Below are 13969 nucleotides of genomic sequence, written 5' to 3' on the forward strand. Positions count from 1 at the left end.
AGATTCATGCAAAGATGGTGAAGAAAAAACGAAATTTGACTCAGAAAATTCTATTCGCAAATCATCGAAATGTATCTACGCAGGCAGTTCCTGAATCAAATAGGACAAACGAGTCACACACCACAAATGTTTCATCCCGTTCATGCAGAGGGATGTTGGATGAGAGATGAACACGGGCAGGATTATATAGATCTCTCCAGTGGTTTCAGCGTGAGCAATCTGGGCCATCGCCATCCGAATGTGCTCAAAGCCATAAGTGAACAGATGGCTTTGTACCTGCATACTACGGTATACGGAGAACACCTGCAGAGCCCTCAACTCCAGCTAGCTCAAATTTTAAGGTCGGTATTGCCTGAGTCATTGGATTGTTTTTACTTTCTCAATACGGGTAGTGAAACTATCGATGCTGTATTCAAAATAGCTAGACTTCATAAACCCGGCTGTAGAATAGCTGCATGTCGGCAAGCATACCATGGAAGTACCTTGGCTGCTGAGTCTCTGAGATCAGATAAGGGACATAGTGCAGCTTTTAGACCTTTAGTACCCGGTATTTTGCAATTGGGATTCAACGAAGAAAATGAACTGGATCAACTTGTAGAGGATATTGGAGTAATTATCCTGGAAGTGGTGCAAGCAGAAGCAGGTGTCATCAAGGCAAATCCTGAATGGCTCTATCAATTGAGGGAGAAGTGCAAGCAAATGAATATTTTGCTTTGCTTTGATGAAATACAGACGGGTATAGGCAGGACAGGAAGCCTATATGCATTTCAACAATATGGCATTATTCCTGATCTGTTGCTCACAGGCAAAGCCCTTGGTTCAGGTTTACCTATTTCAGCCGTGGTTGGATCATCGGTACATATCGGCTTATTGGCATCCAAGCCAGGTTTATCTTATTTGAGCACATTTGGCGGGAACCCATTGAGTGCGGCAGCAGCTGCAGCTACATTGAGGACCTTAATGGATCAAAATCTGAGTTCCAGAGCTATAGTGATTGAAGAATTTTTTACTTCAGAGTTGAAAAAGTATTCCAGAATAGCATCCATCAGATCTGCGGGAGCATTGATTTCCATTGACATGTCCACTACAGTCAAAAGCCTTGAGTTGTTGGCTTTAGCATTTCAATCCAAACTTCTGATGGAGAGTTTCTTATTTGCGCCGCAATGTGTGAGAATAGCACCGCCACTTATCATCTCAGATAGTGAATTGGAACTGGTAATAGAAAGACTGGTGGTTTGCCTCAAAAAACTGTAGGCTAAGTAAGACCTTAAGTTTGAAGCAACTTCCAAATGGAATCTTTGAGTGCATCCAGACCTGCTCCTGTAACCGAAGAAATAAATACCGTTTCTATTCCGTCAGGCAATTCTGGTCTAATGAGTTTAAGCCACTCCGGTTCCACGATGTCGGTTTTGGTAATTGCCAGTAAACGAGGTTTGTCCAGTAGTTCAGGATTGTGTTGTTTCAACTCATTAACCAGGATCTGAAAATCTTTTTTGATCTCATGACTGTCACAAGGAATCATGAACAAGAGTAAACTATTACGCTCAATATGTCTTAGAAAACGAGTTCCCAAACCTTTGCCTAAATGTGCATCTTCGATGATTCCGGGTATATCTGCCATTACAAAAGATCTGCCATCTCTATAAGCGACGATTCCCAACTGTGGGGTTAGGGTCGTAAAAGCATAATCTGCTATTTTAGGTCTGGCTGCTGATAATGAAGAAAGCAAGGTTGATTTACCGGCATTCGGAAAACCTACTAAACCTACATCCGCAAGAATCTTGAGTTCAAGTACGATCCAAGATTCCTTACCATCCTCTCCGGGTTGGGCATAGTCCGGTGCCTGATGTGTGGAGGAAGTAAAGAAGGCATTCCCCTTGCCACCTCTTCCTCCTGGCAGGAGTATTTTTTGTTCGTCTTCATTAGTTATTTCAAGCAGTTTGTCTCCGGTCTCAGGATCAACAGCTATCGTTCCCAGGGGTACATCTACGATCACATCCTCGCCATCTGAACCCGTACAATTGTTTTCACCACCTCCTGTGCCATCTTTGGCGAAAATATGTTTGCGATATTTGAGATGCAATAGTGTCCAAAGTTGTCCATTCCCCCTCAATATGATGTGTCCACCTCGCCCACCATTACCACCATCCGGTCCACCTTTAGGAACACCTTTAGATCGAAAAAAATGGACAAATCCAGCACCACCATGTCCGGAACGAAACATGATTTTTACATAATCAACAAAATTTTGTTCAGCCAATTTTAAAAATGTTTCAGCAAATAACCTCGTCGATGCATCCTGTCAGTCGAGTATAAATGTCTTCGATTGATCCTAAACCCGATACTTGGAATGAAAGACCTTTCCGGTTGTAATAATCAAATACTTCTGAAGTTTTATTGCGGTATTCTTCCATCCTTTTGCGGATGATACTTTCATCGCTGTCATCGGGCCTTCCCGAGCTTTGCCCCCGCAACAATATTCGTTTCACGATTTCATCATCTGAGACATCCAAAGCGATTAAGCAACTGATTTTGTCACCTGAGGTTTGAAGCATTCTATCCAATGCATCAGCTTGAGCTGTTGTCCTGGGGAATCCATCATATATGAATCCTTGAGCATTTGGTTCCGAGGCAACTTTTTTTCTGAGCATATCTATAGTCACGTCATCAGGAACTAACTGTCCTTTAGCCATAAATTCTAAGGCTTTTAAGCCCAACTCAGTTTTTTGAGAGGTTTCTGATCTGAATAGATCTCCTGTAGAAATATGGTACAATCCGTAGTGGTTTACGAGTTTTTGAGCTTGAGTTCCTTTGCCGCTTCCAGGAGGGCCAAAAAGGATAATATGTATTTTATTGTTATCCATAACGATTGCAAATATAATGGGTATATCTGTGAGATGTTTTTAAACAGACTAAAACTACTTTTTGAATTATTTTTCGTTTTCTTTTTTATCGCCCTGCTTAAGTTTTTTCTGGATCGCTGTCAGGGAAGCTGCAAATTGTAGTCGATCCATCCAATATTCTGATGTTAATATATCTTCCTCGATTACTCCTAATGTCGAGGATGAATGAACCATGAGGAAATGGTCATCTTCATTTTCTGTCACGATGCCCACGTGTTGAATCCTGCTTTTCGTTCCAAAAAAAAGCAAGTCTCCCGGCTTAGCATTTTTTGCTTTAATTTTCTTTACCTGTTGAGATTGGGCGTCTGCGCTTGCTGCCATGGGCATTTCCATTCTCCCATAAACATATTGAACTAAGCCCGAGCAGTCGAATCCACCCGGCTTTTTTCCGGCTTTGCGATATTTGCTTCCCTTCATTTCACGTGCAAGTGTGATGATTACAAGTCTAAGCTTATCTTCTTTGGACTGTATGGAGACTTTTTCTGAGTGCCATGGTGAAGTGGATCCATTGACATCAGACTTTGGTATGCTAGAAGTCAATATGGCAAATACCAGCATTATATTTTTAAAGTACAGCATATTATATATTAATAATGTATTTAATATATTGTTCACATAAACTTTGACCCTCTCAACCTCAAGTATAGGAAAGTCCTCCTATTTTAACTCTTTTTGGTCCATTTATGCTTTAAACAAAAGGTTAAAACCTTGTTATCGATCCATTTTATAAAAGCATAAGCTTCCTTTCCAAACTGTTATAATACCCGAAGTAGATTAAATTTATGCTATCTTGTGAAGTACAATCGGATTATGTCAGCGTTGTTGAAGGCCATACTAATCTTATTTTTTATTGTAGCCATGTTTTCTTGTAGTATTTTGCATAAACATCGCACCATTGATTCAAGCAGCCAGTTGAAAGTTTCTGATTCAAGCTTGATCAGGCAGGCCATTGAGAACCTAGACACAGCTCAATTGCCTTATGTTACCATTTTCGTGAATATTCATTTTGTAGATTCTAAAACAGGAAACTTCTACCCGGGAAGCAAGGATGATACCTTGTATTACAATGGAATTTTTTGGACCCAGTTGCTCATCAATCATGCAAATTGGGTATTGCGAGACTTGAAATTTTCGCCTAGCAGTCCGAGAAGTTATGTAGGAGACAGCCATATACGCTATCAACTTTATTCTGAGCCAAATGAAGGCAGGGACAGTTTTGGTGGCATTTGGTTTTGGAAATCTTATCGCGATATCAAGAGAGTGTATGACCAAAAAGTAATGCACGTTGTATTTTACGATATTGATAAAGAGAAAGATTTTCAGTGCAGGGGATATGCCTGCGGGATGCATTATTGTAATGAAGTCGTCATGATGGATGCTCATGATAATGCCCGATATCATGGTCCCTGGGGTTGGTGGGCTTTTGCAGGTTTGATGAATCATGAAGTGTTCCATACATTTGGGCTCTGTCACAGTTTCTATTGTGATAATGAATGCAAGGGTATTGATATTGATCCCAATAAAGAGTGTCACAGCAATCCTTGTTTTAACGATTGCGGAGGTCCCCATGGCGGTACTTGCAACAATTGGGACAGCGGAAGTCAAAATATCATGGGGTACAATGCTGAAGGTAATTCGATCACGCCTTGTCAATGGCAACATTTGTACAGGAATATTTACCTTTCAAAAGCACTGCATTTAAAAATAGAACATTTGAGAATCCAGAACAAAATAAATAATTAATTGACCATATGAATTTTGAAGAAAAATATGCAAAGTTAATCACAGAGTATAGCCTCTATTTGAGACCGGGTGACCATTTGTTGATTCGAAGTACCACTTTGGCAGAAACACTGGTCAGGGAGATTTTCAGGCTTGCAAGTCAAAAAAATGTTCGTGTAGATATTGTATGGGAGTTTGACCAACAAGAAGAGATATTGTTGAGTTATGCCGACAAGGAAATCATTGCCAAACCGGATGAAAATTTGCTTGATTTGATTTCCAAGTGTACAGCATATTTATTGATAAGAGCACCATTTATCAATAGGAATAGATTTGTAGCTGATGCCGAGAAATTGAAACTCAGGACACAAGCAAGCGCAGAGTTTTCCAAAATTTATTTCCAAAGATTGGGGAATGGAAGTTTGAAAAGATCCTTATGTCAATATCCAACCGAAGCAGGAGCAAACTTTGCAGAAATGTCATTGGAGGATTACAAAAATTTCATCATACACGCTTGTTATTTAGATAAGGATGAACCTAGTGATCATTGGAAAAAATTGAGTCACATGCAGCAAGGAATTGTAGATTATTTAAATTCAAGCAAATGGATCAGTTATATTCATGGCAAACATCAACTGACAGCTAGAGTTGAGGGACGAACCTGGATCAATTCTGATGGCAAATCCAACATGCCTTCTGGAGAAGTTTTTACCAGCCCAATTGAAGATCAAGTCAATGGAGAAATCTATTTTGATTTTCCAACAATGATGATGGGTCAAGATGTACATGGCATTTATCTGAAAGTCAAGGATGGATGGATTGAAGAATTCAAAGCAGATCAAGGTCAAGATGTTTTGGAGAAAGTTTTTGCCATCGAAGGTACAAGAAGGTTTGGGGAAATTGCAATTGGCACAAATTATAATATCACCAGGACAACACGAAATATTTTATTTGACGAGAAAATAGGAGGTAGCGTACATATGGCAGTAGGACAATCATATTTGCAATGTGGAGGAAAAAATCAATCCAGCATTCATTGGGATTTGATAAAAAATATGCGCGATGGTGGCAAAATTATAGTAGATGACAAATTAATTTATGAAAACGGAGAGTTTCTCATTTAATATAAATTCATGATCATTTCCAGTATAGTTGCTTGTGCTCACAATAAAGTAATCGGCAGAAAAAACGAGATTCCATGGTATCTGCCGGCGGATTTAAAATTTTTTAAAAAAGTCACCAGCGGGCATCCTGTGATCATGGGCCGAAAGTGTTTTGAGAGTATAGGCAGACCATTGCCTTACAGGACAAATATCATTATTACCAGAGATCCATATTATATTGTGAGTAACTGCTTGATAGCTCACAGTTCGGAAGAAGCTATACGAATGGCTTCAGAGATTGATAACGATGAAATTTTCATCATAGGAGGAGGTGAAATTTATAATCAAACTATACATTACTGGCATAAAATTTATATGACGGAAGTGGATTTAAATGTACCTGATGGCGATACATTTTTTCCTGCATTGGATTTCAGTAAGTGGGAGCGCCTCAATGTTGAATCTCATCTCCCGGATGAACAGAATAAATACCCTTATCAATTTAGTACATGGATGAAAAAAACATCAAAGAAGATCTGATACAATACGTATGGAACTCTAGATTGCTCTCAGGCAAAATATTGCAAACTACCACGGGACAACTATTGCAAATAATTCACCCCGGTGTTTGGAATATTCATCAGGGTCCCGATTTTTTAATGGCTAAGGTCAAGATAGATGAGGTAGTCTGGGTAGGGCATATTGAAATACATGTCTTCAGTTCAGACTGGGTTTTGCATGGACACAAAGGAGATGAAAGATATGAAAATGTAATTCTTCATGTTGTGTATAAGAATGACAGTAAGCAGAATTTCCCTGCGGACCAATCTTATTGTTTGGAGTTGAAGGAACTGTTATCTCCGGATTTGCTCATACAATATGAAGCTTTAAAAAACACAGCTTACAAACTGCCTTGTGCAGAATGGATCCAAAAAGTACCCGAGCACATCAAAAACAACCAGTTAGATCGAATGCTGGCAGAACGTTGGGAAAACAGAGCTGTAAAAATAAAATCACATTTGGGGAATAATTACGATTGGGAACATCTTCTCTGGCAATACATTGCACATTACATGGTGACCCCAGCCAACAGTGATGCAATGGAAATGCTATTTGGGAAACTTGATTTTAGTATCATAAGACGCTTGGCAAATCGTCAGTTTGAAATGGAAGCATTATTATTTGGGACGGCGGGGTTTTTGAATGATGAAGAGGGAGATGAGTATTACTTAAAATTGCTGAATGAGTTCAAATACCAAGAAAGAAAATTTGGAATTCAAAAAATGGCGTGGCACATCTGGAAATTTTTACGAATGAGGCCACAACATTTTCCAACTTTGAGATTGGCTCAACTATCCGGAATGATGAGCCATAGCATTCCTTTATTTGATCAAATCCTGCAAGCACAAGATACGAGCGAAGTCCGGCGATTACTTCAACAACCTGTAAGCGATTTTTGGTGTGATCATTTTCATTTTAAAGATAGCGCTCATCCTAAGAAAATTAAACACATTGGAAAGCAAGTGCAGGATTTGCTCTTGATCAATGCAGTTTGTCCTGTTTTATATTATTATGGACAAGTTATGAATAAAACTGAGTTATGTGATAAAGCATTTCGATGGATTCAAACTATACCGGCAGAACAAAATTCAATTCTTAAACTGTACTCTTCTGAATCATGGCTAGCTCAGCATGCAGGTGATAGTCAAGCTATGCTCCAATTGAATAAGCAGTATTGTTCGTTGAAGAAATGTTTACAATGTCAAATTGGTAATTATGTCTTACATCATAAACTCAAATGATGGACTGTGGAATTAGAATTATTTGAGAAAGGCTTATAAACAAATCGAATGAGTTTGTCAATCTGCAACTTATTGTATTTTTTGGAAATGTAGTTTGAGCAAATCGTTTTGGGCTACAAAAGAATTTTGAGTTCTTTCTTGGATTTCAAAATTTTGAATTATATTTTTATTTTCATCAGAGAAGACAAATTGGTTGTCTTTCACATCCCATTGATACAATTTAAAAATGAATCTGGAAATCAAATCTCCTTTAGTTTTGATTGAGCCATCTTCAAAGAGCTGTACCTCAAAAATCTGCTGATCAAGAAAACTAGCCAATCCTGATATAGACTCTGTTGAGAGTTGGTCTGCATATTTTCCGATCTCATCTCCTACATTTCCTAACTGAATTCCTATTTGGGATATAGACTTAGCAAATGCAGTAGCTGAATATTCTACCTTTCCTTCAATGGTACTCGTATCAATCTTGGTCAAATCCAAATCAGTCATATGTTGTGCTTCTGACAATGCTTTTTGTGCGGACTTCATTCCTACTTCCACAGAGTCCCTCAATCCCGGCATTTGCAATTTATTTTTTTGCAGTTCGATGCGAACCTTGTACATTCCGCTGAACTGTTGTCTTGGAGAAATGGATTTGGTTGCACAAGCTCCAAGAGCAAGACAAAGTGCAGAGATTTTAAAGAAGAATAAATTCATTTTTGAATCAATATTATTTGTCTTGTTTGGCAAATACTTTTTTCAAAAGATCAGAAGTTCTGGCTGCTAAATTATTCCTGATATTTTTTTCTTCAATTGCAATCTTGCTGAATAGGGCGTCTAAAGCCTTGTTTGTCACGTACGCAGCTATATCAGGATTTGCTTGTTTGACAAAAGGAATTTTATTGTAACTAGTCACTGCCGAGGACCACAAATCAAGAGCACCCTGTTGATTTAGTGCCTGAGTGATCACCGGATTAAATTCTGCGTATAATGCCTGGGTGGTCGTTTTTTGAAGATATTCGGTAGCGGCATTGTCTGAGCCACGTAGAATATTCCAGGCGTCTTTGATAGTAATTTGCTTGATCGCTTGTACGAATATTGGTTTTGCCTTTTTTGCGGCATCTTCAGCAGCGTAGTTGATTTTACGGACCATGTCATCTTCGAGTTTTGTAAATCCCGGAATTACTCGAAGTTTGTCGCAAACATTTTTGGCATCTTGTGGCAAGGCTATCTTGTATATACTTTTATAAAAGGCATCCCTTGCACTTAATTGATCAGAGCCTTTACTTGTGCCTGAAGTCAAAGCTTCTTTCAAACCCATTGCGACTTCCTCAGTACTTACTTCTTCAAGACCAACCTCTTTTAGAATGTTACCAAATTGTCCACTGCATGACACAAATGTGAGCATCAGAACAACTACCGGTATTGAAATATAAAATCGATTTATCATGTTTGACATTTTTATTAATTAGACGAATGGTTTTGAATTTAGTTGGTTAAAATCTTGTGAAATTTTTATAAAATTACGGGATGAGGCCAACAATATTCCAATTGAATATTTTCTCCGTAGAAAATCCTTGTAGTTTTTTCGAAATTACTCGACAAATCAGAAACATAAAATCGGTTTGTATTTTTTGCACCTGAAAGATTCTCTAAGCTTTCATTCTTGAGGATTTGTTTAAGTTTTGTAGCTACTACTTCTGCAGAATCGACAACACCGATTTGATGTTTGAAAAAAGCAGAAATTTCTTTTTTGATCAAAGGATAGTGTGTGCATGCGAGTACCAAGGTATCAATTCCTGCCAGGTGTGGGTCATCTAAGTATTGGTGCAAGATGGCATCACTGATATGATCGTTGTAAAATCCCTCTTCAATCATGGGAGCAAGGAGAGGCGTCGCCAAGGCCGAATATCGGAGTTTCGGTTTCCTCCGACTGAATTTTTCTTGATAGACATTGGATTTGACAGTAGTACTGGTTGCTATGAGACCTACGTGGTGAATTTCCTCTTTGGATATGATGTATTCCACCATGGGGTCGATTACGTTGATCACCGGGACATTGCCCTTGAATTCGTCTCTAAGCACTTCATAAGCAGCTGCTGAAGCCGTATTACACGCGATAACGAGAGCCTTACAATGTTGTTTGTTGACAAGAAAATCTGCAATTGAAAGTGCATAAGAGCGGATCAAATCAATTGATTTGTCTCCGTAGGGCATGTGAGCAGAATCACCAAAGTAAAGGATCTGCTCACCGGGAAGGATCTTTTCAATTTCATGGGCGACTGTCAAGCCACCTATGCCTGAATCAAATATGCCTATTGGAAGTTCCCGGCGGCCAGACAATGTATTTTAATTATTTTCGACGAAATTAAATGCCCAGCTTTGTTTTTACCAGAGCCGTTACATCCATGGTTTCTTGCGCATACAAAAGGATTCCTGCGCTTGAATCAAATATGTAGGTAAACTGATTTTCTGTGGCCACTTGCTTTATAGCAGTATTTACCTTGTCCAGAAGTGGTTGCAATTTCTGCTGGCGTTTTGTGGCCAGTTCTTTTTGCATGTCTTCCTCAAACTTACTGATCTCGGTTTCTTGTGCTTTCAGTTTGCCCGCTTCCTCGTCAAGAGCTTTTGGCGAGATTTCTCCTGATTGTTCTCTTCTCTGTAGATCTTGATATTTGGTTTGAAGATCCTGTACCATTTGTTGGCCTTTTTTCTCCAATTGAGTTTGTAAAGCTTGCAGTTCTGCATCAGCTTGTTTGACTTCAGGCATTTCAGACAACAATGCCTGAGAATTCAAATAGCCAAATTTTTGTGCAGAAAGATTCGAAGAATTAAATAAAGAAATAAGGATTATTCCTAATGACAATAAAAATAACTTGAATTTCATTTTGTATGCTTAATAATTGAGTGTGCAAATATAGACTTTTAGACAGATAGCAAAAGTCTTAGCGAGGCATCATCTTTATCTTTTTGATGATTTCTTCTGTCTTGTCCATTTCTTTAGAGTAATATATGACTCCGGCGGATCCGCTAGTATCCAATATTACATCCAGACTTTTTCCGACGGCATAATCCTGGATGGCGCCATACACCCTTTCCTGAATCGGCCTGACAAGATCTTGACGTTTGCGGAACAATTCGCCCTCTTCACCAAATTTGTCTTTTTGGAGCTTACGGACGTCCTTTTCCTTGTTCATGATCTCTTCTTCTTTGGCTTTTTTCTGCTCTTCAGTAAGAAGGACCTGTTCCGCCTGGTACTTATTGTACATGGCCTTGATCTTGTCATATTCCAACGAAATTTCTTGCTTCCAAGTCGCAGCCATTTTGTCTAATTCTTCTTGGGCTTTTTTGTAATCATCGACACTTTCGAGCACTTTGTTTACATCAACGAGTGCAAACTTTTGAGCATTCACTTGGCTAAAGCACATTGCCAGAGCGGCAAAAAAGAGGGATTTCAATAAATTCATTTTTTAATTTTTTGATGTTTTAAAACTCTGATTCAAAGGTAGTGGACTTTTTCGAACTACACACTACTGAGACTCAGGGACTCTAACTCCGTTTAAAAGTCAACCGTTTGGCAAATAATGGATTTAACGAGAATTTAACCACCGGCATTTATTTATATATAAATTAAATAAATATTAAATATTTTAAATATAATAATTAACAATATAAAATATTGAAAAAAATAATTTTTATGCTCATTAATTTTTCAAATTACTTATTTAGTTTTGCCTTTTAATCACTTTAAATATTCCGCATGAAAAACCGAATCCTATCCCGCCAACTGTGGCTTTTTCTCCTATTGTTAACATCGAGCAGAATGTTTGCCCAAGTGGTAAACTTTCCACAAGTGCCCATGCCTCCGGGATTGCCAGCCGGACAAGTAGGTTTACATCAATATCTGATCTCGAGTGCTGACGTGATCAACTCCCAGATTGTCTCTGTGTCAAAATCAAACTTGATCCAAGCGATTACCAATGGCAATTTGTCCACCCTACTACCAGGAGACGGATCTCCCATGAGTTGGATAACTCTTCATTTTGATTATACTTCAGAAACGAATTATGAATACATTGGACTGATTACAGACGATGCAGGTGAAGAATACATCAACATTAATATGCATGACAATCAGCTCTATATGGAAATCAACACTGCCACAGGATTTTACAGGCTAATGCCTCTGAGCGATGATGTGCAGGTATTTCTCAATTACCAGGACAATTATGGTGATCAAACCTGTGTGGGCTTAAGCAATCCGGGAGATGGCACCTGGATCGAGCCTGATTGTAATATCCGGGTACCTGCTTGTGATATTAGGATGTTATTCATTATAACCGCTTCTGTAGCAAGTAGATACAATGGTGCCAACTTTTTGCCGGTTGCCGTTACACTTGTGGATCAAGCAAATTCTTCATTCAAAAGATCTGGAGTAGTCCACAGAATTACTCTAGTAGGAATGGAGATTTCAAACGACGTAGGTGGAGATGGTGACGTTTTGTATGAGTTAGCTAGAATGAATATTTACTCTATCTTACTTTCCGGGCAATTAAAAACATTGAGAGAACAGTATCAAGCTGATGTATTGTTTGGAGTGATCAACGATATTTGCGGTCCGGGAGAGACCTATGCAGCAGCATCTACTCCAGCAACTAACGGACCTCCAAGCAATTATGCCGGCTGTTGTGCGGTCGCAAAAGTGGCTCAGGTACTCAATGCCGACTTTACTGGAATACATGAGATCGGACATTGGCTCAACGGAAGGCATACCGACGATCCTACTGCACCTCCGGGAAGAGGCTATATTTTTACAGTACCCAATGTTTATACCAGAGGAACGCTGATGGATAATACCAAAAACATGAAGAGGATAAATTATTACTCTACCCCAAAATTGAAACATTTGGGTGTACCTATCGGTGACGCCGATCATAATAATGTGTGCAATATGAATGCTTATGGATGCACTGTAGCAGAACTAAAACCCAGTTCTACCTGCTCTTACACAAGCACATCAGACTTTGACAATGACTGTACACCAACTACTGTAACCATTGAAACCAAGCCAACAAGAAATTCTCCCACAAATTGCCACGTACCTGGAGTGACAGAGTATGAATTTTTCTACAGCACAAATGGTGTAAATTATACTTTGATTTGCCCAAGATCCACCAGTAATATCTGTACATTCAATGTTCCGATATTCAATGTGCTTTTTGTTAAGACAAAAATTTATCATCAGGGCAATGTATTTATCAATAGTAAAACTTTGCGCAAACAGTGCATAGCAGGTGTGACTAGCAGAGCAAAAGAAAGTATGGAGTGGGATGTGTTTCATTCACCAAGTGAAGATCAAATTGAAATTCATTGGTATCAGTCTTCCAACCAAATTTCTGCTGGCAGTCCTGTGTTCAGAATCTATAATGTTCAAGGAGTAGTGATTAAAGAAATCACTGGGAAGTCAGAATATGATATATTTGTACCATCGAGGAGTTTGGCTAACGGGATATATTATGTTCAGATGACTTATGACCATCAGACAGAAATTAAGTCATTTTTCAAAGCAAATTAATATGAAAAGCACATTCCTATTTGCATTAGTTTGTATGGTTTATACATACGTTCACGCACAAGAAAATCCTGTCCAAGCTAATATTGATGAAACAGCTGAATTTCAGCTGAACTGGGAGACACCTGATGCAATTGCATTTACCAGCTGCGAAATGCAGGAGGGAAACAGTCGAAATACGAGATATAATGGCTGTGCTACTGCCGTTGTAAATGGACAGAAGAAGTTCTATTATCCAAATGTATATTATTATCCTGAACTCAATAAAATTGACATTTCTTTGTACCAGTTTAATGACTTTGGTTCTCCAGTAGAACAGCTATTGTTGCAGAAATTTGATGCAGCACCCGGAAGTTTCACATTAGGAGAAACGATTTACTGTAATGCAACTTATTATTATTTGAGGGAAGAAGGTTGTACTGCTTCTGGTAGTTATCATTTTGAAAGTAACCGGGAGGATAATTCGCACAATGTATTGAAAATAATAGATTTTAATCCTGTCACAAGAATTGTAAAAGCAAGATTCAGGTGCATGTTGAAATATGATTTTGATTTGCACAACAATATGTTTGAAGTTAGGGATTTGCAATTTGAAGATGGCATTATCATTGCCAAATTGATTAATGACTTTTAATTATTTATTTTGTTTTCATTTCTAGGTGAAAATTATATAGGGTGGATATTATCTTTATTACGCCTTCCTATTTAATCAGTGGAATCAGGTAAGTTTGATGATGAAAGGACAAACCTGATTCCATTTTTTTTGATGTTCTTTACTTGATTATTAACTGATAAAGTGATATCATATCTTTTGTTGCCATCATACCCACTTATTATTTCAATAATTCCTTATTCATTATCAAAGCATAATCAATAAACTCGAGTAAA

The 13969-nt window shown here is 38.4% G+C and carries 15 protein-coding genes; 7 read left to right on the forward strand and 8 right to left on the reverse strand.

Going from position 1 to position 13969, the window contains the following annotated elements; genetic code table 11:
• Positions 1 to 69 precede the first annotated feature (69 nt).
• Positions 70 to 1254: an aspartate aminotransferase family protein gene (locus IPI99_06380; protein MBK7340137.1), complete on the forward strand. Its 1185-nt coding sequence runs from the start codon at positions 70 to 72 to the stop codon at positions 1252 to 1254.
• A 13-nt stretch (positions 1255 to 1267) separates the two neighbouring features.
• On the opposite strand, the gene obgE is transcribed toward IPI99_06380, so the two are convergent.
• From obgE to IPI99_06395, 3 genes are all read right to left on the reverse strand, one after another.
• The gene (gene obgE / locus IPI99_06385) at positions 1268 to 2260 is read right to left on the reverse strand and encodes a GTPase ObgE (GenBank protein ID MBK7340138.1); all 993 of its coding nucleotides are present in this window, start codon (positions 2258 to 2260) and stop codon (positions 1268 to 1270) included.
• A gap of 13 nt (positions 2261 to 2273) precedes the next feature.
• Positions 2274 to 2864, reverse strand: a complete 591-nt coding sequence (locus IPI99_06390; protein ID MBK7340139.1) for an adenylate kinase — start codon at positions 2862 to 2864, stop codon at positions 2274 to 2276.
• 66 nt (positions 2865 to 2930) lie between these two features.
• Entirely contained in the window at positions 2931 to 3482 is a 552-nt protein-coding gene (locus IPI99_06395) for a C40 family peptidase (protein ID MBK7340140.1), read from the reverse strand.
• Between the two features lie 231 nt (positions 3483 to 3713).
• Here IPI99_06395 and IPI99_06400 point away from each other — a divergent pair, with 231 nt between their 5' ends.
• From IPI99_06400 to IPI99_06415, 4 genes are read left to right on the forward strand one after another with little or no spacing between them, the layout of a single operon-like run.
• Positions 3714 to 4646, forward strand: coding sequence for a hypothetical protein (locus IPI99_06400; protein ID MBK7340141.1), 933 nt, complete (start codon positions 3714 to 3716; stop codon positions 4644 to 4646).
• An 8-nt stretch (positions 4647 to 4654) separates the two neighbouring features.
• A complete protein-coding gene (locus tag IPI99_06405; GenBank protein MBK7340142.1) occupies positions 4655 to 5749 on the forward strand; it encodes an aminopeptidase in 1095 nt (364 codons plus the stop codon).
• 12 nt (positions 5750 to 5761) lie between these two features.
• Positions 5762 to 6268 (forward strand): dihydrofolate reductase, encoded by a 507-nt coding sequence (locus IPI99_06410; GenBank protein ID MBK7340143.1) that lies wholly within the window; start codon positions 5762 to 5764, stop codon positions 6266 to 6268.
• Positions 6238 to 7530, forward strand: a complete 1293-nt coding sequence (locus IPI99_06415) for a DUF2851 family protein (protein ID MBK7340144.1) — start codon at positions 6238 to 6240, stop codon at positions 7528 to 7530. Before IPI99_06410 ends, IPI99_06415 begins: the two co-directional genes overlap by 31 nt.
• Before the next feature lie 69 nt (positions 7531 to 7599).
• Here IPI99_06415 and IPI99_06420 read toward each other — a convergent pair whose 3' ends face one another.
• The 5 genes from IPI99_06420 to IPI99_06440 all read right to left on the reverse strand — a co-directional run bounded on the left by IPI99_06420 (position 7600) and on the right by IPI99_06440 (position 10976).
• On the reverse strand, positions 7600 to 8226 hold the full coding sequence (locus tag IPI99_06420) for a hypothetical protein (GenBank protein ID MBK7340145.1): 627 nt from the start codon (positions 8224 to 8226) through the stop codon (positions 7600 to 7602).
• Positions 8227 to 8239: 13 nt separating this feature from the next.
• Positions 8240 to 8959 carry a DUF4197 domain-containing protein gene (locus IPI99_06425; protein ID MBK7340146.1) on the reverse strand — a complete coding sequence of 240 codons (720 nt, stop codon included), beginning with the start codon at positions 8957 to 8959 and terminating at the stop codon, positions 8240 to 8242.
• 65 nt (positions 8960 to 9024) lie between these two features.
• On the reverse strand, positions 9025 to 9852 hold the full coding sequence (locus tag IPI99_06430; GenBank protein ID MBK7340147.1) for a glutamate racemase: 828 nt from the start codon (positions 9850 to 9852) through the stop codon (positions 9025 to 9027).
• 25 nt (positions 9853 to 9877) lie between these two features.
• Positions 9878 to 10396, reverse strand: coding sequence for an OmpH family outer membrane protein (locus IPI99_06435; GenBank protein MBK7340148.1), 519 nt, complete (start codon positions 10394 to 10396; stop codon positions 9878 to 9880).
• Between the two features lie 58 nt (positions 10397 to 10454).
• Positions 10455 to 10976: an OmpH family outer membrane protein gene (locus IPI99_06440; GenBank protein ID MBK7340149.1), complete on the reverse strand. Its 522-nt coding sequence runs from the start codon at positions 10974 to 10976 to the stop codon at positions 10455 to 10457.
• A 293-nt stretch (positions 10977 to 11269) separates the two neighbouring features.
• Between IPI99_06440 and IPI99_06445 the strand changes: the two genes are divergently transcribed.
• A complete protein-coding gene (locus tag IPI99_06445; protein MBK7340150.1) occupies positions 11270 to 13084 on the forward strand; it encodes a T9SS type A sorting domain-containing protein in 1815 nt (604 codons plus the stop codon).
• 1 nt (position 13085) lies between these two features.
• Complete coding sequence (locus tag IPI99_06450) at positions 13086 to 13715, forward strand: hypothetical protein (GenBank protein MBK7340151.1); 630 nt, start codon at positions 13086 to 13088, stop codon at positions 13713 to 13715.
• Positions 13716 to 13969 lie beyond the last annotated feature (254 nt).

It is taken from the genome of Saprospiraceae bacterium (assembly GCA_016710235.1).
GTDB lineage: Bacteria > Bacteroidota > Bacteroidia > Chitinophagales > Saprospiraceae > Vicinibacter.